Here is a 21,806-nt window from a genome sequence, read left to right as displayed (position 1 = left end):
CAGGGGGGACCCTGTGGGAGAGTAGGACGCCGCCGAACTCCTTTTATAGTTAAGCCCCGTGCCCTTGTGGCACGGGGCTTTTCTGCGTTCCCGACAGTTTAAGGTCGTGACATGCGCTACGAACTGGTCATCTTCGACAACGACGGTGTGCTCGTGGACAGCGAGCCGATCTCCAACACCATCCTGGCCGACTACCTCACGGAGCTCGGGCACCCCACCTCGTACGAGGAGTCCCTCCGTGACTACATGGGGGCCGCCATGCACCGGGTGCACGACCTCATCGAGGAACGGGGCGGGGAGAAGCTGCCCGCGGACTTCGACGACACGTTCCACTCGCGGGTGTTCGCCGCGTTCCGGCAGGAGCTGCGACCCGTCCCCGGCGTCGAGGAGGTGCTGGGGGATCTCGTCGCCGAGGGGGTCCCGTACTGCGTCGCGTCCTCCGGCAGCCACGAGCGGATCCGGGTCGGGCACCTGAAGACCGGGCTCGACCAGTGGTTCGAGGAGGAGTGGATCTTCAGTGCGGAGGACGTGGGGCGCGGGAAGCCGGCCCCCGACCTGTTCCTGCACGCCGCCGACCGGATGGGGGTGCCGCCGGAGCGGTGCGTCGTCATCGAGGACAGCCCGCTCGGGGTGGAGGCGGCCAGAGCCGCGGGCATGGACGTGTACGGGTTCACGTCGATGATGCCGGCGGACCGGCTGGCCGGGGTGACCGGGCATTTCTCCGACATGGGACAGCTGCGCGAATTGCTTGCCTGACTCATCTACCCATGGGTAGAAACTGGCTCTACGCTCGCGCCCATGACAGATGCACGTTTGCGGCACGGCAGAGCCTCCCTCGCGTTGAGCTTCTTCGTGCAAGGCGTCACCTTCGCTCTTCTCGTGACGCGGATCCCCGCCATCCAGGACCGGTACGGGATATCCGACGGCCTGCTGCCCGTGTTCCTCGCCGCCGTGCCGATCCTGGCCGGTGTGGGCAGCGTGGTCACCGAGAAGGTGGTCGTGCGGGTGCGGCCGCGCGTGGTGCTGCGGTGGGCCCAGCCCGTCGTCCTGCTCGCGCTGCTCGGCGTCGGTGCCGGGAGCGAGCTGTGGCAGGCGGCCCTGGCGATGGCCGCGTTCGGGCTGGCCGTCGGTGCGCTGGACGCGTCCATGAACATGATGGGCGTCAGCCTCCAGCGGGCGTACGGGCGCTCCATCATGCTCGGCTTCCACGCCACGTACAGCCTCGGCGGGATCGCCGGGGCCTCGATGGCGTGGGCCGGGGCGCACTGGGATCTGTCGCTGCTGGTCTCCTACCTTCCGGTCGTGGTGGTGCTGTTGCCCGTCGCGCTCGCCGGGAGCCGGTGGTACGCCGAGGGGAAGCACGAGGCCGAGGGGCAGGCCGCCGAGCCGGGGAAGGCCGCGTCGGTCTCGTTCAAGCTGCTCATGCCGCTCTGCCTGGTGATGAGCTTCGCGTACATCGGGGACTCGACGGTCTCCAACTGGAGCGCCAAGTATCTGCAGGACGTGCTGGGGAGCTCGGAGCAGCTCTCGACCGTTCCGTACAACGTCTACATGGTGACGACGCTGCTGGGGCGGGCGGTCGGGGACTTCGGGGTGCGGCGGTTCGGCGCGGTGGCCGTGGTGCGGTTCGGGAGCGTGGTCGCCGCGGCCGGGTTCGGTGTGGTGGCCGTCGCCGGCGGGGCCTGGGTCGGGATGCTCGGGTTCACCCTGCTGGGGTTCGGGCTCTGCGTGATCGTGCCGCAGACGTTCGCGGCCGCGGGGCGGCTGTTCCCCGGCGCCAGCGACACCGCGATCGCCCGGCTGAACATCTTCAACTACGTGGGATTCCTGGTCGGCTCGCCCCTGGTGGGGGCGCTCGGGGACGCCTGGAGCTACCGGGGCGCGATGCTCGTACCGATGGTGCTGGTGCTCGCGATACTCGTGTACGCCAAATCGTTCGGCGCGGAGCCCGCCCGATACGGTGGCGGGCATGAGCGGCCGCGCACAGCTGATGTGGGATGACGCAGTAACGGGATACGACTTCGGGGACAGTCATCCCATGGACCCGGTCAGACTTGCCCTGACCATGGGCCTGGTGCGGGCGTTCGGTCTCGACCGTGCGGTGGACGTGGTGGCGGCCAAGCCCGCCGGGGACTCCACGCTGCGGCTCGTGCACCGCTCGGACTACGTGGCGGCCGTGCGGGCGGCCTCCGCGGATCCGGACCGCGCCGACCAGGACTACGGGCTCGGGACGACGGACGATCCGGCGTTCGCCGGGATGCACGAGGTGTCGGCGCTGATCGCCGGGCAGTCGGTGGCCGCGGCGGAGGCGGTGTGGCGCGGGCAGACCGGGCACGCGGTGAACTTCTCCGGCGGGCTCCATCACGCCATGCCCGGCAGCGCGTCGGGCTTCTGCATCTACAACGACCCGGCACTCGCCATCGCGCGGCTCCTGGAGCTGGGCGCGGAGCGGGTCGCGTACATCGATGTGGACGTGCACCACGGGGACGGCGTGCAGGCGGCCTTCTGGGAGGACCCCCGGGTGCTGACGGTCTCGCTGCACGAGCACCCGCGGACGCTCTTCCCGCAGACCGGCTGGCCGGAGGAGACCGGTGCGGGGGCGGGCGAGGGCGGTGCGGTGAACGTGGCGCTGCCGGCCGGGACGGGGGACGCGGGGTGGCTGCGGGCGTTCCACGCGGTGGTGCCGGAGCTGCTGGCGGACTTCCGGCCGCAGGTCCTGGTGACGCAGCACGGGGCCGATACGCACTTCGAGGATCCGCTGGCCCATCTCGCGGTGTCGCTGGACGCCCAGCGGGCCGTGATGGCGGCCTGCCACGACCTCGCCCACGCGTACGCGGACGACGGGCGCTGGGTGGCGCTCGGCGGGGGCGGCTACGCGGTGGTCGACGTGGTGCCGCGGTCCTGGACGCATCTGGTGGGGATCGCCGCCCACGCGCCCGTCGACCCGGAGTCGGTGATCCCGTCGTCCTGGCGGGACGAGGTCTACGCCCGGACCCGGCAGCTCGGGCCGGCCCGGATGACGGACGGCCGTACCCCGTCGTGGAAGTCGTGGGAAGAGGGGTACGACCCGGCGGACCGGCTGGACCAGGCGGTGCTGGCGAGCCGCCGTGCGGCCTTCCCGCTGCGGGGGCTGCTTACCTGACGCCCGGCCGCCGCGCCCGGCGGTTACGCCAACTGTGGGGCGTATCCGGGCTTTTGGTCCCCGGGCGGTGCGGGTACGGGAGCATCGCAGGGTGTTGAGCACCGGAGCGCTGCGCGCTCATCTGCTGGCGGCCCGGCTGGCCGGGCCCGTGGCCACCCCGCGGGAAGTGAGTCTGAGGAGTTACCGGCTCTTCGCGGCCAGGGACCCCCGGGTGACGCTCGGGCTCGATCCCGGACGGGGCTGGGGGGAGCGGGAGTTGCTCCGCCTCATGGCCGAGAAGTGCGGGGTCTCCGACGATCCCGCGCATGTCTCGGGTCCGGATGTGATCGATCCGGAGCGGACGGTGGCGGGGCTGGACGCGTTCGCCGCGCGGCTGTCGTACGCGGCTTCGCGGCGGTCGCCGGTGCTGTTCGGAACGGGACATCCGCACCGATTGCTCGGCTTCTACGCAGCGCTGGCAGACGCTTTGTCGTCGGTGGGGTGCGCTGTACTCACCCCCGCGCAGGGGCGATGTATCGACATAACGACCCGGTTCGGCGTACGCACGTACAACCTCGACTACGTACGGGGAGTCGCGCTGGTGCGCGAACCCGGCGTGCGGGTGCCCGGTGGTGGTACCGGCGCACACTCCCACTCACCGCTGCCGGTCAGGGTCGTTCTGGAGGCTGCCGTGGAGGCCCGGGGGCCGTTGCCGGAACTCGTCGTGGGGGACCACGGCTGGGTCTGCGGGGCAGGTCAGCTGGGCATCGAGGCGATCGGGCTGGCGGATACGGACGATCCGGCGCTGTTCGTCGGCGAGGCCGAGGGGAGGGTGTCGGTCGTCGTTCCGCTCGACGACGCCGTGCGGTCCGCCTACTACCTGCCGCTCACGCGCTATGTGCTCAATCGGGCGTGTCTGTCACAGTAGGCGGCCGATCGTCTCTCCTCTTCCCCACTCGCATCACCCGCCCCTAATCTGGGGAGTGAGCGCACATCGACGAAGAGTCACCGGAGGGGAAGCCGGTGCGCGTCGCGTGCGGAAGGTACAGGTGGATCATGGCTGCTGACAGCGAGAGGCCTCTCAACGAGGTCAAGTTTCTGACCGTGGCGGAAGTCGCCTCGGTCATGCGAGTGTCGAAGATGACCGTGTACCGCTTGGTGCACAGCGGTCATCTGCCGGCGATCCGGGTGGGCAGGTCCTTCCGGGTGCCGGAGCAAGCGGTTCACGAGTATCTCCGGGAGTCCTTCGTGGGGGTGGGGTCGGCCTGACATTCCCCTCGGATTACGTCCCTCACCCGGTGGCGGGTAGGCTAGGCCGACGTAGGTCGTGTGGGCCCAGACGCCCCGCACCAGTGAAGAAGAAGTGAGCGAGGGTAGTCGTGGGCTCTGTCATTAAGAAGCGGCGTAAGCGGATGGCCAAGAAGAAGCACCGCAAGCTGCTCAAGCGCACTCGCGTTCAGCGTCGCAACAAGAAGTAGGCGAACGCAGTTCGTGAAATCCGCAGCCCTTCCGCCATTACGGCGGGAGGGCTGCGGTGCTGTGCGGACCGTGCGCGCATTCGGGCCATGACGCGGCACCAGCCTGCCGCGCGGGCGTCACAGGGCAACATCCACCCGCTACGGTGACGACTGGGGCCAACCTCTTCGAGGATCCCTCCGACTCACTTCACGGGAGACCGACGGAAGGCGCTGATCTTGGGGAAGGTCGTGCTCGTCACGGGAGCGGCCCGGCAGCTGGGCGGCCGCTTCGTGCGGCGCATCCAGCGTGATCCGGGCGTGGACCGGGTGATCGCGGTCGACGCGGTCGCGCCCGGCCATCAGCTGGGGGACGCCGTCTTCGTGCGTGCGGACATCCGCCAGCCCGCCATCGCCAGAGTCCTCGCCGAGCACTCGGTCGACACCGTCGTCCATCTGGACGTCAGCGGGAAGGGGCTCGGGGCCCAGAGCCGTACCGCGGTCAAGGAGACCAACGTCATCGGCACCATGCAGTTGCTCGGTGCGTGCCAGAAGGCCCCGGCCGTCCAGCGGCTGGTGATCAAGTCCAGTACGGGTGTGTACGGCTCCGCGCCGCGCGACCCGGCGGTCTTCCACGAGACGACCCCGCCCAAGTCCCTGCCCAGCGGGGGCTTCGCGAAGGACGCGGTGGAGGTCGAGGGGTACGTACGCGGCTTCGCGCGCCGCAGGCCGGACGTGGCCGTGTGCGTGCTCCGGTTCGCGAACATCCTGGGGCCGGACGCGGATTCGCCGCTCGCGGACTATCTGGCGCTGCCGGTGCTGCCGACGGTGTTCGGGTACGACCCGAGGCTCCAGTTCGTGCACGAGGACGATGTCATCGACGTACTCGGCATCGCCGCGAGCGAGCCGCGGCGCGGGACGCTGAACAGCGGCACGTTCAACATCGCCGGGGACGGGGTGCTGCTGCTCTCGCAGTGCTCGCGGCGGCTGGGGCGGCCGACGATGCCGCTGCTGCTGCCCGCGGTCACCTGGGTCGGCCAGGCGCTCCGAGCGGTCGGTATGACGGACTTCTCGCCGGAGCAGATCCGGCTGCTCACCCATGGCAGGGTGGTCTCCACGGTCCAGATGCGCGAGACCCTGGGTTTCCGGCCGCGGTTCACCACGGTGGAGACGTTCGCGGAGTTCGCGCGCAGCCGGGGACCGGGGCTGCTGCCGCCCGAGGCGGTGGGCCGGGCCGTCGGCAGACTGGCGGCGATGCCGTTCGCCGGGGGGACCGGCGGGGCTCCGGGGATCACCGGGGCCGGCGGCGACACACACCCGACTCCGAGCGGCAGGTAGAGGAGCACACCGACGATGGCGGACGCCAAGGTCATTCCGTTCGACGACGACCGTTCGCGGTCGGGGGGCTCACCGCGTGCTGCGCGGCGGCGGTCCCCCGGACGCGGCAACGGGTCCGTGAGCGCCCTGCCGGGGCAGTCGGACGCCGGACTGCCGCCGAGGGAGCCGGAGGAACCGGAGGAGCCCGTGGTGGCGTCCGAGGACGCGGGACGGGGCGGCTGGGACCGGCGGATCGCGGGCGGGCTCGCGTTCCTGCGGCGGCGGGTCACGGGTGAGTACGACGTCGACGAGTTCGGCTACGACAAGGAACTCACCGACCAGGTACTGATGTCGGTGCTGCGGCCCGTGTACGAGAAGTACTTCCGGGTCGAGGTGAAGGGCATCGAGAACATTCCGTCGGACGGCGGGGCGCTCATCGTGTCCAACCACTCCGGGACGCTGCCGCTGGACGGGCTGATGCTCCAGGTCGCGGTGCACGACAACCACCCGGCGGGGCGCCATCTGCGGCTGCTCGCGGCGGACCTGGTCTTCATGCTGCCGGTCGTCAACGAGCTGGCCCGCAAGGCCGGGCACACGCTGGCGTGCGCGGAGGACGCGGAGCGGCTGCTGAGGCAGGGCGAGGTCGTCGGGGTGATGCCGGAGGGCTTCAAGGGCATCGGCAAGCCGTTCGGCGAGCGCTACAAGCTCCAGCGCTTCGGGCGGGGCGGCTTCGTGTCGACGGCGCTGCGGGCCGGGGTGCCGATCGTGCCGTGCTCGATCGTGGGGGCCGAGGAGATCTACCCGATGATCGGCAACTCCAAGACGCTGGCGCGGCTGCTGGGTACGCCGTACTTCCCGATCACGCCGACGTTTCCGTGGCTGGGGCCGCTGGGGGCGGTGCCGTTGCCCACGAAGTGGACGATCCAGTTCGGCGAGCCGATTCCCACGGACGGGTATCCGGTGGAGGCGGCGGAGGATCCGATGCTGATGTTCAATCTGACGGATCAGGTGCGGGAGCAGATCCAGCACACGCTGTACAAGTTGCTGGTGCAGCGGCGGTCGGTGTTCTTCTGAGGGTGCCCGGGTGCGTCCGGGGTGCCGCTCTGTCCTCAATCGCCGGACGGGCTGGACTTTGCCGGACGGGCTTGGGGATGCCCGTCCGGCGGTGGGGTCAGGGTTCGTTCCTGCTGTCGATCCCGAGGCCTCCGATCAGGCCGGGGATCAGCGGGGGCAGGGTGATGTCCGGCGTGGGTGCCGTGCTGGGGATGTCCTTCGACGGTTCTTCGGTGTCCGGCGACGGCGGGTCGAAGAGGTCGTCCGCGCCCCCGAGCAGGCCGCCCTCCGGAGAGCTGTCCGAGCCCGACGGGTGGGGCGAGGAGCTGCTGTCCTTCTTGCCGTCGTGCGTGTCGGCGGGTGCGGAGGACGGCGGGGAGGGCCGGTGCGAGGACGGGGCCGTGCCGGTGCCGGTCCCGGTGGAGCCGGACTGCTGCGATCCGCCGCTCTTCTCCTTGGCGCGGGGGAACAGCGACTGCAACGGCGCGACTTCCTCGTCTATGGCCGCGAAGACCGAGCTCACCTGGTCGCCGAGCTCGGTCAGCTGGACGGGCAGCCGGTCGCGGAGGCTGGTCCAGCTCGCGCGGTGCGAGCGGGAGAAGGAGTCCAGGGTCTGGATCGGCCCGATGGCGCCGTCCCGCTCGTAGGCGGCGTGGAGCAGGCGGTGGCCCTCGGTGGCGTCGTGCGTCATGCCGTTGAGCGTGCGCCTGACCTCGCCGAGCTGTTCGTGGTCCAGGTCGGCCGCGCGGCCGCGCTCCATCAGCCTGCGGGCTTCGCTGAGCCGGTTCGATGCCTGGTCCAGGTAGACCTCGCCGCGGGCGGTGTCGCTGCCGGCCAGATTGAGGTGGAGGTCCTCCATGCCTCTCTTCAGCCCGTAGAGCGAATCACCCGGGAGGGCGTCGGAGCTGGCGGCCGCCACTCCGCCGAAGGCCCCCGCGGCCACACCGACGGTGAGTCCGCCGGCCGCGAGGCCCTTCGTCCAGCGCGATCGGGGGCGCAGTTTGCGGAGCGGGGAGGCCCGGTGGGCCCCCTTGCCCCGTTGTTCGGGAACTGTAGGGGCCGCGGACGCGCCGCCCGCGGCGAACATGGCCTCCATGGCGGCGACGAGCTGGGCTCGCTGCACCACTTTGACCTCGGGATCCAATACCGGCTTCGGTAGCTCACCGAGGCCGTTCGCCAGGGCCAACAGCGGTCCGCGGTCGGCCGGTTCGGCCGGTTCCTCGGGCTGTACGGCCGCCGCACCGCGGAGCGACTGCTCCTCCACGGCCTGGGCGAAGGCGTTCGCCCGCCGGTGTGCCGAAACGTTTGCGATCACTGGCGGCACCTCCTCTCGTCATGACGGTCGACTCCCCTGAGGGTCCGGAAGGTTGCACACCTTGAGCGCATCCACACGATTGAGTGAGTGTCTGCGGACATGGGGTGACGACAGGGGGCCTGCAACCGGCACAACGAGTGGCGCGGCACTTGGGTTACGCACGAAAGATGATCGGACCAGTGCGTGATGAACGTATTGCCGAGAGTGATTCGGCCCGGGTTGGGATCAGCGGGCATCGTCCGGAAGGAGTCGGGCAAGTGTACGGACGGCGCGGTACTGCAGGGTCTTGATCGCGCCCTCGTTCTTGCCCATCACCCGGGCGGTCTCGGCGACCGAGAGGCCTTGCAGGAAGCGCAGGGTCACGCACTCCTGCTGCTGGGGGTTGAGTCGGCGCACGGCTTGCAGCAGTGCGGCATTGGAGAGGGACTCCAGGACGGAGTCCTCGGGACTGCGCTCGACCTCGTTGGCGTCGAGCATTTCGCCGGTGGTCACTTCCAGCCGGAATCGACTGGACTTGAAGTGGTCGGCGACCAGGTTGCGAGCGATGGTGACCAGCCAGGCGCCGAAATCGCGGCCCTGCCAGGTGAACGTGGAGATACGCCGCAGGGCGCGCAGGAAGGTCTCACTGGTGAGGTCCTCCGCTGTCGCCTTGCCGCCCACGCGGTAGTAGATGTAGCGGTACACGGTGTCGCTGTACTGGTCGTAGAGACGGCCGAAGGCGTCAGCCTCACCGGCCTGTGCGCGCTCGACGAGATCCATCATGCGCGCGCTGTCGCTGTCAGCTGTCGGCCGACGAACGGTGGACGTGGTCGTTGCGCCGCGGTTGCTGCGTCTTCCGACCGCCGCACCGCGTTCGGCCAGGGCGTAGCAAGGGCCGGCAGGTGCAGGGGTGGCAAAGGCGGGTACGGCGTACGCGGTGGGGACGAAGCCGCGCAAGCGGTCGGCGACCGTTGCGCGCAGCGTAGCCAGGCCCGAGGCGTCAACCCCGACGTGTGGGTACACGGGACTCCCAGAGGCAGAGCTTCCATCACGTGCAGTGCGAAACCGTCACTCGTCGTAGTGAGTGGTGGGTTCCGAATGCGTCTGAGGAGAATAACGCTTCGTACAGGCAGTGCTACACCCAGTTGCTCAAATCACCGGTTACGTCGTTTCTGTAGCGACTATTCGACACATCAAGTAGCACATCGTGACCGGTTATTGATCGAATAACTTCGAGATCTGTCGATAGCCGCGACAGGTTGTGGTCGAGTCAGGGTGACCCGGTCAACCGGCGCGGCCGGGGTCAGCGGCGGCGGCGGTGCAGGGCGACGGCTGCGGCGGTACCGCCCGCGAGGGCGCCCACTCCCGCGGCGGCCGGGATGCCGACCTTGGCCGCCTTGCGGCCCGTCCGGTAGTCGCGCAGCCGCCAGTCGCGGGCGCGGGCGTACTTGCGGAGCTTGGCGTCCGGGTTGATCGCGTACGGGTGTCCGACCAGGGACAGCATCGGGATGTCGTTGTGCGAGTCGCTGTACGCGGCGCAGCGCGTCAGGTCCAGGCCCTCCGCCGCGGCCAGGGCGCGGACCGCCTCGGCCTTCGCGGGGCCGTGCAGCGGTTCGCCGACGAGGCGCCCGGTGTAGACGCCGTCGACGGACTCCGCGACGGTGCCGAGCGCGCCGGTCAGGCCGAGGCGGCGGGCGATGATCGTGGCGGTCTCCACCGGGGCGGCGGTGACCAGCCAGACCTTCTGGCCGGCGTCGAGGTGGGCCTGGGCGAGGGCGCGGGTGCCGGGCCAGATGCGGTCGGCCATGTACTCGTCGTAGATCTCCTCACCGATGGACATCAGTTCGGAGACGCGGTGGCCCTTCACGATGGACAGGGCGCTGTCGCGCGCGTCCTGCATGTGTTCGGGGTCCTCGACACCCGCCAGCCTGAACCAGGCCTGCTGCCAGGCGAACCGGGTCAGCTCGCGGCGCTCGAAGAACTTCCGCTTGTACAGGCCGCGGCCGAAGTGGAAGATCGCGGCGCCCTGCATCACGGTGTTGTCGAGGTCGAAGAAGGCGGCGGCCCGTTCGTCCCCGACGACGGGGAACTCGGGCTCCCCGGCCTCCGCGTCGGTCTCCGCGTCGGTTTCCGCGGACCGTTCGGCGTCGAGCGACGACTTCCGCGCTGCCTCTGCTGCTGCCTCGCCTGCCAGCACGCTCCGTGCTGTCGCGGAGCGCCTACGGGGTGTGAGCCATCCAAGAGCGGCCATGCCGTGAGCATAGCCAGTCGGTTCGGCCCTTCCCGACCTGCCGGGATGCGGGGGCGTGAACTCTCGGCGACCGCAGGGTTGAACGGGTGATTCCGGGTGTGGGGGACGGCACGGGGGCCGAGGGGCCGGGCGGCTCTCCGCGCGGCGGAGAATAAGGGGTATGAGTGCCCTGCTGCGTCGTACGAAGAAGAAGCCCGCGGACCGGGTGGTGACCCTCGTGGGGAAGCCCGGGTGTCACCTCTGTGACGATGCCAGGGCGGTGGTCCGCGCGGTCTGCGAGGAGACCGGCGCGTCCTGGGAGGAGAAGGACATCACCCGGGACGAGGAGCTGTACCGGGAGTACTGGGAGCAGATCCCCGTGGTCCTCATTGATAACGAACAGCACACGTTCTGGCGGGTGGACCCGGTAAGACTGCGCAGTGCGCTGCTTTCCTGAGTGAAACCCGGTTAACATCATGGGCGTTTTGAGTGGTCTCGGGGGCGTAGTCGTGAGGAGCGTGTACCGCCTTGCCCCCTTCGGGCCTGCAACGGGCTGATGCGATCGGCAGTTCCTGGATCGCGCGACGTATGCGCGTGACCCCGGTCACTTTGACCGGACAAATCGGACACCATCTTTGTGCACGCGTTCACAAAGACATAGCCTGCATTCGACGGGGCGGCCATGGGACATGCGGCCGCCTGCAGCCCCGCTCATCCCGCAGGAGCACCGTGGCAACTGGCCGAAACCACCGACCGGCGACCCGTAGCCGAGGAATTCCCGAGGCCACCGTCGCCCGACTTCCGTTGTACCTCCGTGCGCTGACCGCGCTCTCCGAGCGCTCGGTCCCCACGGTCTCCTCCGAGGAGCTCGCCGCGGCGGCGGGGGTCAACTCCGCCAAGCTGCGCAAGGACTTCAGCTACCTCGGCTCGTACGGGACGCGCGGCGTCGGCTACGACGTCGAGTACCTCGTCTACCAGATCTCCCGTGAACTCGGCCTCACGCAGGACTGGCCGGTCGCCATCGTCGGCATCGGGAACCTCGGCGCCGCGCTCGCCAACTACGGCGGTTTCGCCTCCCGCGGGTTCCGGGTCGCCGCCCTGATCGACGCCGACCCCGCGATGGCCGGGACGCCCGTCGCCGGCATCCCCGTCCAGCACGCGGACGACCTGGACCGGATCATCAGCGAGAACGGCGTGTCGATCGGTGTGATCACCACCCCGCCCGGCGCGGCGCAGCAGGTCTGCGACCGTCTGGTGGCCGCCGGTGTCACCTCCATCCTGAACTTCGCCCCGACCGTGCTCTCGGTGCCCGACGGCGTCGACGTGCGCAAGGTCGACCTCTCCATCGAGCTCCAGATCCTCGCGTTCCACGAGCAGCGCAAGGCGGGCGAGGACGCCGCCGCGGACAACGGCCCCGACCCGGCCGCGCCGCCCGTGCGCGCCGCGACCACCAGCCGGAAGGGACCCGACGGGGACATGCCCGCCGTGATGCCGGCATGAGTCTCCTTGTCGTAGGGCTGAGTCACCGCAGCGCCCCCGTCTCCGTGCTGGAGCGGGCCTCGCTGCCCGCCGGCGCCCAGGCCGAGCTGCTCCGGGACACGCTCGCCGCGGAGCCCGCGGTCGAGGCCGCCGTCCTCGCCACCTGTAACCGCATCGAGCTGTACGCCGACGTGGACAAGTTCCACGCGGGTGTCGCCGAGCTGTCGACGCTGCTCGCCCGGCACAGCGGTGTCGGTCTGGACGAGCTCACTCCGTATCTCTATGTGCACTACGAGGACCGGGCCGTCCACCACCTCTTCTCGGTGGCCTGCGGACTGGACTCGATGGTCGTGGGCGAGGGCCAGATCCTCGGCCAGATCAAGGACGCGCTGGCGCTGGGGCAGGAGCTCCACACCGCGGGCCGGCTGCTGAACGACCTCTTCCAGCAGGCCCTGCGGGTCGGCAAGCGCGCCCACAGCGAGACCGGGATCGACCGGGCCGGGCAGTCGCTCGTCACGTTCGGCCTGGAGCAGCTCGCCGGGGGCCGCGATCCCGGGGTCTGGGCGAAGGGCAAGCGCGCCCTGGTGATCGGCGCGGGCTCGATGTCCTCGCTGGCCGCCGCGACCCTGGCCCGTACGGGCGTCGCCGAGATCGTCGTCGCCAACCGCACCCGGGCCCGCGCCGACCGGCTGGTCGAGATCCTCAACCAGGCCGGCGGCACCGGAGTGGCCGCCCACGCCGTGGAGATGGCCGCGGTCTCCGACGAACTGACACGTGCCGATGTCGTCGTCTCCTGCACCGGTGCGACCGGTCTGGTGCTGAGCGCGGAGGCCGTCGCCGGTGCGCTCGGGCTGGACTTCGCGCCGCACGAGGCGCCTGCCGTGCCCGTCGCCGCGCCGCCCGCCGATCTGGACCAGCACGCCGCGTGGGTGGAGAACGGCTCCGCCACCACGACCGCGCAGGCGCAGGCCGTCCGCCGGGTCACCGTGCCCGCCCAGTCCACCGGGCCGGTCCGCCTCGCCCTGCTGGACCTCGCGATGCCCCGCGACATCGACGGGGACGCCGCCCGCCTCGACGGTGTGTGCCTCGTCGACATCGAGTCGCTCGCCGAGGCGTCCGCCGACGCCCCGATGGCCGCCGATGTGGACCAGGTGCGCACCATCGTCGCCGACGAGGTCGCCGCCTTCGGCGCCGCCCAGCGCGCCGCCCACATCACCCCCACCGTCGTCGCCCTGCGCACGATGGCCGCCGGAGTGGTCGCGGGCGAGATCGCACGGCTGGACGGACGCCTTCCCGACCTGGACGAAAAGCAGCGCGCCGAGATCTCGCAGACCGTGCGCCGCGTCGTCGACAAGCTCCTGCACGCGCCCACCGTGCGGGTCAAGCAGCTCGCCAGCGAGCCCGGCGGCGCCGGGTACGCCGATGCGCTGCGGGAACTCTTCGACCTCGACCCGCAGACGGTCGCCGCCGTCTCCCGGGCAGACCTGAACGACCCGAATCGAGGGCGGTCATGACCGACAACTCACCCCTGGGCGCGGGGGCCACCGAGCCGCTGCGGCTGGGGACCCGGCGCAGCAAGCTCGCGATGGCGCAGTCCGGCCTCGTCGCGGAGGCCGTCACCGAGGTGACCGGGCGGGCCGTCGAGCTCGTCGAGATCACCACGTACGGGGACACCTCCAAGGAGCAGCTCGCGCAGATCGGCGGGACCGGCGTGTTCGTCGCCGCGCTGCGCGAGGCGCTGCTCCGCGGTGACGTGGACTTCGCCGTCCACTCGCTGAAGGACCTGCCGACCACGCCGCACGAGGGCCTCGTGCTGGCCGCCGTGCCGGTGCGCGAGGACCCGCGCGACGCACTGGTGGCGCGCGACGGGCTGACCTTCGAGCAGCTGCCGTCCGGTTCCCGGATCGGCACCGGCTCGCCGCGCCGCATGGCGCAGCTCAACGCGTACGCCCGCGGTCACGGCCTCGACATCGAGACCGTGCCGATCCGCGGCAACGTCGACACGCGTATTGGTTTTGTACGAAGCGGTGAACTGGACGCGGTGGTACTCGCCGCGGCCGGACTCAGCCGTCTCGGCCGGACCGGTGAGGTGACCGATTTCCTGTCGGTCGACACCGTTCTGCCCGCTCCCGGCCAGGGAGCACTGGCGATCGAATGTGCTGCCAGCAGCACGGACCTCGCCGCCGCGCTCGCCGAGCTCGACGACCCGTACACCCGGGCCGCCGTGACCGCCGAGCGTGCCCTGCTCGCCGCCCTGGAGGCCGGCTGCTCCGCACCTGTGGGTGCGCTGGCCGACCTCCTGGCCGACGGTCAGGCTGTCAACGAACTGCGCCTGCGCGGAGTCGTCGGGTCCACCGACGGTTCCTCGCTGGTACAGCTGTCCACCACCGGTCCCGTCCCCACGTCGCACGACGACGCGGCGGCCCTCGGTCGCGAACTCGCGGCCGAGATGCTCGCCAAGGGTGCGGCCGGTCTTATGGGGGAGCGAGCACTTTGAGCCCCACCGGCCCCGTCGCATCCGATTTTCCTGTCCTGTCCGCAGGGCACGTCACCTTCCTCGGCGCCGGTCCCGGCGACCCGGGACTGCTGACTCTGCGCGCCGTCGAGGCGCTTGCGAGCGCGGACGTTCTTGTCGCCGAGCCGGACGTTCTCGGCGTCGTCCGCTGCCATGCGCGGGCAGGCGTAAGCACGCCTGAGCTGACGGTTGTTGACGCGCAGTCAACAGCCGTCGGAGTACCCGTTCTCAGGGACGCGGCCAATCTTGTCATGGAGGCCGCGAAGGGCGGCAGGCGGGTCGTCCGTGCCGTCGCCGGTGACCCCGGCCTGGACGGTTACGCGGGCGGCGAGATGCTCGCCTGCGCGGCCGCCGGCATTCCCTTCGAGGTCGTGCCCGGTGTCGCCAACGTCGTGGGGGTGCCCGCGTACGCCGGGGTGCCGCTGCGTGACGCGCAGGGCGCGGACGTCCGGTTCGTGGACGCCCGTACCGCCTCCGACCGCTGCTGGAGCGAGGTCGGCGCGAGCGATGCCACGTGTGTCATCTCGACGACGCTCGACGCGGTGGCCTCGGCCGCCGGTGAGCTGGTCTCCGCGGGCCGCAAGCCCGACACCCCGCTGACCGTGACGGTCGGCGGCACGACGACCCGGCAGCGCACCTGGACGGCGACGCTGGGCACCATCGCCCAGCTCTTCAAGCAGGCCAAGGTCCTTCCGTCGCCGGAGGGGCACCGGCCCGTCATAGCCGTGGTCGGGGAACGCAGCTCCGCCGCCCAGCGCGACCAGCTCGCGTGGTTCGAGTCCAAGCCGATGTTCGGCTGGAAGGTGCTCGTGCCGCGTACGAAGGAGCAGGCGGCGTCGCTCTCCGACCAGTTGCGTTCGTACGGTGCGGTGCCGCACGAGGTGCCGACGATCGCCGTCGAGCCGCCGCGTACGCCCCAGCAGATGGAGCGCGCGGTCAAGGGCCTGGTCACGGGCCGCTACGAGTGGATCGCGTTCACCAGCGTCAACGCGGTGAAGGCCGTCCGGGAGAAGTTCGAGGAGTACGGGCTCGACGCCCGTGCCTTCGCCGGGATCAAGGTCGCGGCCGTCGGTGAGCAGACCGCCGCCGCGCTCGTCGACTTCGGTGTGAAGCCGGACCTGGTGCCCTCGGGTGAGCAGTCCGCCGCCGGTCTGCTGGAGGACTGGCCGCCGTACGACCCGGTCTTCGACCCGATCGACCGTGTCTTCCTGCCGCGTGCCGACATCGCCACCGAGACGCTGGTGGCCGGTCTCATCGAGCTGGGCTGGGAGGTCGACGACGTCACCGCGTACCGCACGGTCCGCGCCTCGCCGCCGCCCGCGGACACCCGTGAGGCGATCAAGGGCGGCGGGTTCGACGCGGTGCTCTTCACCTCGTCCTCGACGGTGCGCAACCTGGTCGGCATCGCCGGCAAGCCGCACAACGTGACGGTCATCGCGTGCATCGGCCCGGCCACCGCGAAGACCGCGGAGGAGCACGGTCTGCGCGTCGACGTCCTGTCCCCTGAGCCGTCCGTGCACAAGCTCGCCGAGGCGCTCGCCGCCTTCGGCGCGCAGCGCAGGGACGCGGCGAAGGAGGCCGGTGACCCGGTGACGCGGCCGAGCGAGCGCCGTCCCGGCGCGCGGCGGCGGCGTACGACGACCTGATCCGGCGTAACGGATCGCGGGGCCCGGCTGCTTCTCCCCGAAGCGGCCGGGCCCCTTCCGTTCCCCGCCGCTTTCCCGGCACAGGTGTCGGTAAGACGGTGATGTGTACGGGTCTAATCTCGAAGCATGACTGTGTACGGAAACTTCCCCGGCTCTCGCCCCCGACGGCTGCGGACGACCCCCGTCATGCGGCGGATGGTCGCCGAGACACGGCTCGACCCGGCGAATCTGATCCTGCCCGCGTTCGTGCGCGAGGGCATCACCGCCCCCGTCCCGATCTCGGCCATGCCCGGTGTGCAGCAGCACACCCTGGACAGCCTGCGGAAGGCCGCGGTCGACGCGGTCTCGGCGGGTGTCTCCGGGATCATGCTCTTCGGCGTCCCCGCGGACGAGAAGAAGGACGCCCGGGGCACGGCGGGCACCGACCCCGAGGGCATCCTCCAGGTCGGTCTGCGCGCGGTGCGCGAGGAGGTCGGTGACGATCTCGTCGTGATGTCCGACCTCTGTCTGGACGAGACCACCGACCACGGCCACTGCGGTGTGCTGACCGAGGACGGCCGGATCGACAACGACGCGACGCTGGAGCGGTACGCCGAGATGGCCCAGGTCCAGGCCGACGCGGGCGCCCATGTGGTCGGCCCCAGCGGCATGATGGACGGCCAGGTCGGGGTGATCCGCGACGCGCTGGACCAGACCGGGTACGAGGACGTCGCGATCCTCGCCTACACGGCGAAGTACACCTCCGCCTTCTACGGCCCGTTCCGCGAGGCCGTCGGCTCGTCGCTCAAGGGCGACCGCAAGACGTACCAGCAGGACCCGGCCAACGCCCGTGAGTCGCTGCGCGAGCTGGCGCTCGACCTCGAAGAGGGCGCGGACATGGTCATGGTCAAGCCGGCCGGACCGTACCTGGACATCGTGGCGAAGGTCGCGGAGTCGGTGGACGTGCCGGTCGCCGCGTACCAGATCAGTGGCGAGTACGCGATGATCGAGGCCGCCGCCGAGCGCGGCTGGATCGACCGGGACGCGGCGATCATGGAGAGCCTGACCGGCATCCGGCGGGCGGGCGCGCAGATGATCCTGACGTACTGGGCGACGGAGGTCGCGCGGAAGCTGGCGCGCGGCGGCGCCTGAAGCGGGTGTGTGAGCGTCCCGCCCGGCCCGGAGCAGGTCAGGGCCGGGCGGGACGGCGGGGCTACTTCCCGGTGGCGTAGGAGGCCCAGATCCGGAGCGGGAGGACGTTGCCGCGCTCCGAACGCTTTCCGCCCACGCCCTGCATTCCCAGCAGGTGGGGGGTTCCCGGCTTGTTGCGGAACACCGTCACGGCCGTGGTCAGCCCCTGGGTGTGGCCGATGTACCAGGCCGACTTCATCCGGTCGTCCTCACCGGTCGCACCGGCGGAGAGGTCGGCGAGGGAGCCGCCACCGGAGAACCGGTCGAACTTCCTGTCCTGCGCCAGTGTCGTCCAGGCCACCAGTCCCAGGGTGCTCCGCACATCCTTGGCCACCGAGGTGTCCATCGCGCGCTCCGGTACGGGCCGCTCGAAGCCGTCGACCGGCTCGCCGCCGCGTGTCACGCCGGTCACCGAGTACGGGTCGGCCCTCATGCCCCCGTTGTTGAAGGCGGTGTACGCGTCCGCCATCCTGACCGCGCTCGGGGTGGACGTGCCGAGGGGGAACGACGTGTCCAGGGGGGCCAGGCTGTCCTCGCGCAGGCCGGCCGCGACCGCCATCTTCTTCACGTTCTTCAGCCCGATGTGCTTGCCGAGCTGCACGAAGGTGACGTTGGCCGACCTGATCAGGGCGTCGCGCAGGGTCGTCGTCGTCAGCGGGGCCGGCACCGGGACAGGACTGATTCCCGGCCGGGCCCCGGGAACCGCCGCACGCGGGCCGCTCGTGATCAGCCGCCCCGCACTGTCGTAGCCGCTGTTCAGGGTGATTCCGTTGCCGCTCTGAAGAGCGGCGGCCAGCACGAAGGGCTTGAACGCCGAGCCGACGGGGACGCCCGCGGTGTCGGCGTTGTTCGCGAAACGGGTCGTCGCGTCGGCTCCGCCGTACACCGCGACCACGGCCCCGTCCTCGGGCCGCACGGAGGCGGCGCCGACCTCGACGTACTTGTCCTCGGGGCGCTTGTCTGGGTCGAGGTCGCGCTTGCGCGTGCTGCGCACGGCCCGTTCCAGCTGCTGGACCCGGTCCTTCTCGAAGGTGGTGTGCACCCGGTAGCCGCCCCGGGCGAGGTCCTTGGCGGTGAGGCCGGAGCGCTGCTTGATGTACTTGTTGGCGATGTCGACGAGGTAGCCGGTCTGGCCGCCGAGGCTGGTCGGCTTGACGGCCTTCCGCGGCTCGGGGAACTTCGTGTACGAGGCCCGCTCGGTCTTCGTCATCATGCCGATCTCGACCTGCCGGTCCAGGATCCACTTCCAGCGCTCGACGGCGCGTTCGTGGTTGGCCCTGCCGTCCGCGGGGTCGTACTGCTCCGCCCCCTTGAGCAGCGACGCGAGCATCGCGGTCTGGCTGGGGTCGAGCTTCTTCGCGGGGATTCCGTAGTACGTGACCGCCGCCGCCTGGATGCCGTAGGCGCCGCGACCGAACCAGCTGGTGTTCAGATATCCCTGGAGGATGCTCTGCTTGCTCTGCTTGTTGCTCAGCTTGACCGAGATGAAGAACTCTTTGAACTTCCTTGTGGCCGACTGCTCCTGGCTGAGGTAGGTGTTCTTCACGTACTGCTGGGTGATGGTGGAGCCGCCCTGGGTCTCACCGCCCTTGACCATGCTGACGGCCGCGCGGGCGATGCCCGTGAGTGACACCCCCGAGTCGGAGTAGAAGGTCTCGTTCTCGGCGGCGATGACCGCGTTCTCCATCGAGTCGGGTATGTCGGCGAGCGTGACGTTCTGCCGGTTGACCGCGCCCACGCTCACCAACTGGCTGCCGTCCGCCCAGTAGTAGACGGTGCCCTGCATCCGCGCCTCGTCGTTCTCGTCGGGGATGTCGACGGACGAGTAGACCGCGGCGAACAGCCCGGCCACCGCTGTTGCTCCGAGCAGGACCCCGCTCAGCACCTGCCGCCACGAAGGGACCCAGCGGCGCCAACTGACCCTCCCCCGGCGGGGGTAGTCGACTCGGCGGACGCGCGGGCGTTTCGTACGGGGGGTGCGGGTGGGGCGTCGGGGCATGCTTCAGCTCCTCGTTCACCGTCCGCAGCGGGGGCGCGGACTTGTGAGAGGAGATGTTCCGGATCGCGGTCAGGTTGTCTCTGCGTCCCGTCCGGTACCGACGGGTGCTCAGAGCGCCGGTTCGCCGCCCCAGGCGGTGAGGATACGAGCCGCCTCCCGGCCCAGGGCGCGGTCGTCGGCCAGCCGGCGCAGGACCTCGGCCCGGTTCTCGCTCGGGCCCGCGTGGTTGAGCGCGGCCAGGGCGTTGTCCCGGACGAGCTGGTCCTCGTCGGAGAGGACGGCGGCCGCCATCGCGTCGTGGACCTCCGGGTCGTCCGCGTAGGGGCCGAGCGCCATGGCCGCGTACTGCCGCACCAGGTCCTCGTCGGGCCCGCGCATCACGGCCAGCAGCGCGCGGGCGGCCCGCTGGCGGTGGGTGTCCCGGGTGGGCGGCGACAGCCGCAGGGCGGTCGTCGCCTCGATCCTGGCGAGTTCGTACTCCTCGGTGTCCTCGGTCACCGAAGCGAGGAACGTGAGGGCCGCCGGGTGGTCGGGCCGGTCCGCGAGTATGTCGCCTATCCCCGCGACGAGTTCGCGTCTTCTGTCGCTCTCGGGGGGCTCTGCGCGGAACTGGTCGATGAGGCTCTCTGTCCGGTCCATGGGGAGTGGCTTCCCCGTGGGAGGCGGCGCACTCCCCGTACACGCCCGCGCCCCGCCTGCCCCGCCGGTGGGCGGGGTGGACGGGGGACGGGCAGGGCAGGCGCGGCAGAAGGGGCGGACGGGGCGGACGGGGCTCAGTACTGGAGGGCGTCGGCCATCTCGGTCTGCCAGTAGGTGACGAAGCCGTTGTCGTCCCAGTAGGTGTTGGCCGGGAGCTTCAGCTCGGCGGGGGTGCCCGTGGAGCCGACGTTGCTCTTGCCGGCGAAGTTGACCTGGAGGTGGGCGGCCTTGCGCGGGGCCGGGCCGGCGCCGGGCTCGCCGGTCAGGCCGATGGCGGCGTAGGCGGACTCGCCCGGCGCCAGTGTCACGACGGCCTGGGGCTGGCTGTCGTCCAGGATCGGGAAGACGGCCTGGGCGTCGTCGAAGCGGAGCTTGGGTGCGTAGTAGGCGTTGCAGAGCTTGGAGCCGGTGTTGGTCACGGTCAGCAGCAGGTGGTTGATCGGGCGGCTCACCTTGGTGACGGTGACCTTGGTGTTGCTGCCGGTGCACGTGACCGTCTTGGTGCTGGTGGTGGAGCTGGTAGTGCCGGCGGTGTTGCCTGCCTTGTTCGCGCCGGTCTTGACGGGCGGCACGGTGCTCTTCGTCGTGCCGCTGCCGTTGCCGCTGCCGCCGGACTTGGTGCCGGAGTGGGTGACGGGGGCTTCGGTGGCGCCCGCCTTCGGTGCGGCGGTCTGGGGCTGGGAGGTGGCCTGGGACTCGGGCTGGGACGTGGCGTGGGACTCGGGCTGGGCGGTGGCCTGCTGGTCGATGGTGTTCGCCACCGGAGCGGCCGCTCCCGCCTTGCTGCTCTCGCCGCTGCCGCTCTCGCCGCTGCCGCTCTCGCCGCTGCACGCGGTGAGCGAGAGGGCGGCCAGGAGCGCGGTGGCGGCCAGGACGGTGGTGCGGATGCGGTTGCTGCGCATGGTGGTACTCCCCGTGAAGTGGTTTCGCTGGTGGTGGTGCTGATGGTCTGTGCGGTTCTTCGGTGCCAGTTGTCCAGCGCCGGTTGTTCCGTACTGGTTGTTCAGTACTGCCTGTTCCGTACTGGTTGTTCAGTACTGGAGGGCGTCGGCCATCTCGGTCTGCCAGTAGGTGACGAAGCCGTTGTCGTCCCAGGAGGTGTTGGCCGGGAGCGACAGCTCGGCGGCGGTGCCCGAGGTGCTTCCGGGGTTTTTGCCGGCGAAGTTGACCTGGAGGTGGGTGCCCTTGCGCGGGGCCGGGCCGCTGCCGGGCTCGCCGGTCAGGCCGATCGAGGCGTAGGCGGACTGGCCCGGGTCGAGCGTCACGACGGCCTGGGGCTGGCTGTCGTCCAGGATCGGGAAGACGGCCTGGGCGTCGTCGAAGCGGAGCTTGGGTGCGTAGTAGGCGTTGCAGAGCTTGGAGCCCGCGTTCGTCACGGTCAGCAGCAGGTGGTTGACCGGGCGGCTCACCTTGGTGACGGTCACCTTGGTGTTGTCGCCGGTGCAGGTGGCGTCCTTGCCGTTGCTGGTGTTGCCCGGCTTGTTCGTGGAGCCGCCGGTGTTCTTCCCGTCGCTGTCGGCGGGCGGCGCGGTGTTCTTCGTCGTGCCGCTTCCCCCGGTCGTGGCGTCGGCGTCGGTGGCGTCGGTGCCGTCCTTCTCCGGTGCTGCGGACTGGTCCTGCTTGCCTGCGCTGTCCGCAGCGGGAGCGGACGCTCCCGCCTTGCCGTTGTCACTGGTGCTGCCGTCGTCACCGTTGCATGCGGTGAGCGAGAGGGCGGCCAGGAGTGCGGTGGCGGCCAGGACGGTGGTGCGGATGCGGTTGCTGCGCATGGTGGTGCTCCCCGTGAAGTGGTGAGGGTGTGTGAGGTGCGGTGCGGGTCGTTCAGTGCC

21 protein-coding genes are annotated in these 21,806 nt (G+C 70.6%); 14 read left to right on the top strand and 7 right to left on the bottom strand.

All coding sequences use genetic code 11. The annotated features are described in order from the left end of the window. Window positions 1-111 precede the first annotated feature (111 nt). The 8 genes from ACIO3R_RS15940 to ACIO3R_RS15905 all read left to right on the top strand — a co-directional run bounded on the left by ACIO3R_RS15940 (window position 112) and on the right by ACIO3R_RS15905 (window position 6,966). Window positions 112-756, top strand: a complete 645-nt coding sequence (locus tag ACIO3R_RS15940) for an HAD family hydrolase (protein ID WP_363027415.1) — start codon at window positions 112-114, stop codon at window positions 754-756. Window positions 757-798: 42 nt separating this feature from the next. Further along, window positions 799-2,001: an MFS transporter gene (locus tag ACIO3R_RS15935; RefSeq protein WP_385035909.1), complete on the top strand. Its 1,203-nt coding sequence runs from the start codon at window positions 799-801 to the stop codon at window positions 1,999-2,001. After that, the gene (locus ACIO3R_RS15930; protein ID WP_385035908.1) at window positions 1,970-3,142 is read left to right on the top strand and encodes an acetoin utilization protein AcuC; all 1,173 of its coding nucleotides are present in this window, start codon (window positions 1,970-1,972) and stop codon (window positions 3,140-3,142) included. The genes ACIO3R_RS15935 and ACIO3R_RS15930 overlap by 32 nt, the downstream gene beginning before the upstream one ends. A 91-nt stretch (window positions 3,143-3,233) precedes the next feature. After that, the gene (locus ACIO3R_RS15925; protein WP_385035907.1) at window positions 3,234-4,049 is read left to right on the top strand and encodes a phosphatase; all 816 of its coding nucleotides are present in this window, start codon (window positions 3,234-3,236) and stop codon (window positions 4,047-4,049) included. A gap of 128 nt (window positions 4,050-4,177) precedes the next feature. Further along, a complete protein-coding gene (locus ACIO3R_RS15920) occupies window positions 4,178-4,390 on the top strand; it encodes a helix-turn-helix domain-containing protein (protein ID WP_158072253.1) in 213 nt (70 codons plus the stop codon). Window positions 4,391-4,500: 110 nt separating this feature from the next. After that, complete coding sequence (locus ACIO3R_RS15915) at window positions 4,501-4,599, top strand: 30S ribosomal protein bS22 (protein ID WP_003948845.1); 99 nt, start codon at window positions 4,501-4,503, stop codon at window positions 4,597-4,599. Window positions 4,600-4,815: 216 nt separating this feature from the next. Beyond that, on the top strand, window positions 4,816-5,913 hold the full coding sequence (locus ACIO3R_RS15910; RefSeq protein WP_385035906.1) for an NAD-dependent epimerase/dehydratase family protein: 1,098 nt from the start codon (window positions 4,816-4,818) through the stop codon (window positions 5,911-5,913). A gap of 15 nt (window positions 5,914-5,928) precedes the next feature. Then, a complete protein-coding gene (locus ACIO3R_RS15905; protein WP_385035905.1) occupies window positions 5,929-6,966 on the top strand; it encodes a lysophospholipid acyltransferase family protein in 1,038 nt (345 codons plus the stop codon). 97 nt (window positions 6,967-7,063) lie between these two features. On the opposite strand, the gene ACIO3R_RS15900 is transcribed toward ACIO3R_RS15905, so the two are convergent. The 3 genes from ACIO3R_RS15900 to ACIO3R_RS15890 form a co-directional block, all read right to left on the bottom strand. After that, on the bottom strand, window positions 7,064-8,260 hold the full coding sequence (locus ACIO3R_RS15900) for a DUF5667 domain-containing protein (RefSeq protein ID WP_385355236.1): 1,197 nt from the start codon (window positions 8,258-8,260) through the stop codon (window positions 7,064-7,066). A 225-nt stretch (window positions 8,261-8,485) separates the two neighbouring features. Next, window positions 8,486-9,262 carry an ECF subfamily RNA polymerase sigma factor, BldN family gene (locus ACIO3R_RS15895; protein WP_123460007.1) on the bottom strand — a complete coding sequence of 259 codons (777 nt, stop codon included), beginning with the start codon at window positions 9,260-9,262 and terminating at the stop codon, window positions 8,486-8,488. Between the two features lie 280 nt (window positions 9,263-9,542). Beyond that, window positions 9,543-10,490, bottom strand: a complete 948-nt coding sequence (locus ACIO3R_RS15890) for an HAD family hydrolase (RefSeq protein WP_385035903.1) — start codon at window positions 10,488-10,490, stop codon at window positions 9,543-9,545. Window positions 10,491-10,650: 160 nt separating this feature from the next. On the opposite strand from ACIO3R_RS15890, the gene ACIO3R_RS15885 reads away from it, so the two are divergent. The 6 genes from ACIO3R_RS15885 to hemB all read left to right on the top strand — a co-directional run bounded on the left by ACIO3R_RS15885 (window position 10,651) and on the right by hemB (window position 17,240). Beyond that, window positions 10,651-10,926: a glutaredoxin family protein gene (locus tag ACIO3R_RS15885; RefSeq protein ID WP_385035902.1), complete on the top strand. Its 276-nt coding sequence runs from the start codon at window positions 10,651-10,653 to the stop codon at window positions 10,924-10,926. Between the two features lie 272 nt (window positions 10,927-11,198). Further along, complete coding sequence (locus ACIO3R_RS15880; RefSeq protein ID WP_385035901.1) at window positions 11,199-11,969, top strand: redox-sensing transcriptional repressor Rex; 771 nt, start codon at window positions 11,199-11,201, stop codon at window positions 11,967-11,969. Further along, entirely contained in the window at window positions 11,966-13,462 is a 1,497-nt protein-coding gene (locus tag ACIO3R_RS15875; RefSeq protein ID WP_385035900.1) for a glutamyl-tRNA reductase, read from the top strand. Before ACIO3R_RS15880 ends, ACIO3R_RS15875 begins: the two co-directional genes overlap by 4 nt. Then, window positions 13,459-14,445 carry a hydroxymethylbilane synthase gene (hemC, locus tag ACIO3R_RS15870; RefSeq protein WP_385035898.1) on the top strand — a complete coding sequence of 329 codons (987 nt, stop codon included), beginning with the start codon at window positions 13,459-13,461 and terminating at the stop codon, window positions 14,443-14,445. The genes ACIO3R_RS15875 and hemC overlap by 4 nt, the downstream gene beginning before the upstream one ends. Beyond that, window positions 14,442-16,109 carry a uroporphyrinogen-III synthase gene (locus ACIO3R_RS15865; protein ID WP_385035897.1) on the top strand — a complete coding sequence of 556 codons (1,668 nt, stop codon included), beginning with the start codon at window positions 14,442-14,444 and terminating at the stop codon, window positions 16,107-16,109. The genes hemC and ACIO3R_RS15865 overlap by 4 nt, the downstream gene beginning before the upstream one ends. A 126-nt stretch (window positions 16,110-16,235) precedes the next feature. After that, window positions 16,236-17,240, top strand: a complete 1,005-nt coding sequence (gene hemB / locus ACIO3R_RS15860; RefSeq protein WP_385035896.1) for a porphobilinogen synthase — start codon at window positions 16,236-16,238, stop codon at window positions 17,238-17,240. A 61-nt stretch (window positions 17,241-17,301) separates the two neighbouring features. On the opposite strand, the gene ACIO3R_RS15855 is transcribed toward hemB, so the two are convergent. The 4 genes from ACIO3R_RS15855 to ACIO3R_RS15840 all read right to left on the bottom strand — a co-directional run bounded on the left by ACIO3R_RS15855 (window position 17,302) and on the right by ACIO3R_RS15840 (window position 21,746). Continuing rightward, window positions 17,302-19,278 (bottom strand): transglycosylase domain-containing protein, encoded by a 1,977-nt coding sequence (locus ACIO3R_RS15855; protein ID WP_402106025.1) that lies wholly within the window; start codon window positions 19,276-19,278, stop codon window positions 17,302-17,304. A 108-nt stretch (window positions 19,279-19,386) separates the two neighbouring features. Further along, window positions 19,387-19,917 carry a HEAT repeat domain-containing protein gene (locus ACIO3R_RS15850; protein WP_402106023.1) on the bottom strand — a complete coding sequence of 177 codons (531 nt, stop codon included), beginning with the start codon at window positions 19,915-19,917 and terminating at the stop codon, window positions 19,387-19,389. Between the two features lie 134 nt (window positions 19,918-20,051). After that, the gene (locus tag ACIO3R_RS15845; protein WP_402106021.1) at window positions 20,052-20,879 is read right to left on the bottom strand and encodes a DUF4232 domain-containing protein; all 828 of its coding nucleotides are present in this window, start codon (window positions 20,877-20,879) and stop codon (window positions 20,052-20,054) included. Between the two features lie 129 nt (window positions 20,880-21,008). Then, window positions 21,009-21,746: a DUF4232 domain-containing protein gene (locus ACIO3R_RS15840; RefSeq protein ID WP_402106019.1), complete on the bottom strand. Its 738-nt coding sequence runs from the start codon at window positions 21,744-21,746 to the stop codon at window positions 21,009-21,011. Window positions 21,747-21,806 lie beyond the last annotated feature (60 nt).

The sequence above is a fragment of the Streptomyces sp. NPDC087428 genome, assembly GCF_044744085.1.
Taxonomy (GTDB): Bacteria; Actinomycetota; Actinomycetes; order Streptomycetales; family Streptomycetaceae; genus Streptomyces.
This window is presented reverse-complemented; position numbering and strand designations above follow the sequence as displayed.

Bases quoted from the DNA above. Each gene is read 5' to 3' on its own strand.
- ACIO3R_RS15920 (WP_158072253.1), top strand. From the start codon at position 4,178: ATGGCTGCTGACAGCGAGAGGCCTCTCAACGAGGTCAAGTTTCTGACC.
- ACIO3R_RS15905 (WP_385035905.1), top strand. From the start codon at position 5,929: ATGGCGGACGCCAAGGTCATTCCGTTCGACGACGACCGTTCGCGGTCG.
- ACIO3R_RS15875 (WP_385035900.1), top strand. From the start codon at position 11,966: ATGAGTCTCCTTGTCGTAGGGCTGAGTCACCGCAGCGCCCCCGTCTCC.
- ACIO3R_RS15885 (WP_385035902.1), top strand. From the start codon at position 10,651: ATGAGTGCCCTGCTGCGTCGTACGAAGAAGAAGCCCGCGGACCGGGTG.
- hemB (WP_385035896.1), top strand. From the start codon at position 16,236: ATGACTGTGTACGGAAACTTCCCCGGCTCTCGCCCCCGACGGCTGCGG.
- ACIO3R_RS15935 (WP_385035909.1), top strand. From the start codon at position 799: ATGACAGATGCACGTTTGCGGCACGGCAGAGCCTCCCTCGCGTTGAGC.
- hemC (WP_385035898.1), top strand. From the start codon at position 13,459: ATGACCGACAACTCACCCCTGGGCGCGGGGGCCACCGAGCCGCTGCGG.
- ACIO3R_RS15890 (WP_385035903.1), bottom strand. From the start codon at position 10,490: ATGGCCGCTCTTGGATGGCTCACACCCCGTAGGCGCTCCGCGACAGCA.
- ACIO3R_RS15850 (WP_402106023.1), bottom strand. From the start codon at position 19,917: ATGGACCGGACAGAGAGCCTCATCGACCAGTTCCGCGCAGAGCCCCCC.
- ACIO3R_RS15930 (WP_385035908.1), top strand. From the start codon at position 1,970: ATGAGCGGCCGCGCACAGCTGATGTGGGATGACGCAGTAACGGGATAC.
- ACIO3R_RS15940 (WP_363027415.1), top strand. From the start codon at position 112: ATGCGCTACGAACTGGTCATCTTCGACAACGACGGTGTGCTCGTGGAC.
- ACIO3R_RS15855 (WP_402106025.1), bottom strand. From the start codon at position 19,278: ATGCCCCGACGCCCCACCCGCACCCCCCGTACGAAACGCCCGCGCGTC.
- ACIO3R_RS15845 (WP_402106021.1), bottom strand. From the start codon at position 20,879: ATGCGCAGCAACCGCATCCGCACCACCGTCCTGGCCGCCACCGCGCTC.
- ACIO3R_RS15840 (WP_402106019.1), bottom strand. From the start codon at position 21,746: ATGCGCAGCAACCGCATCCGCACCACCGTCCTGGCCGCCACCGCACTC.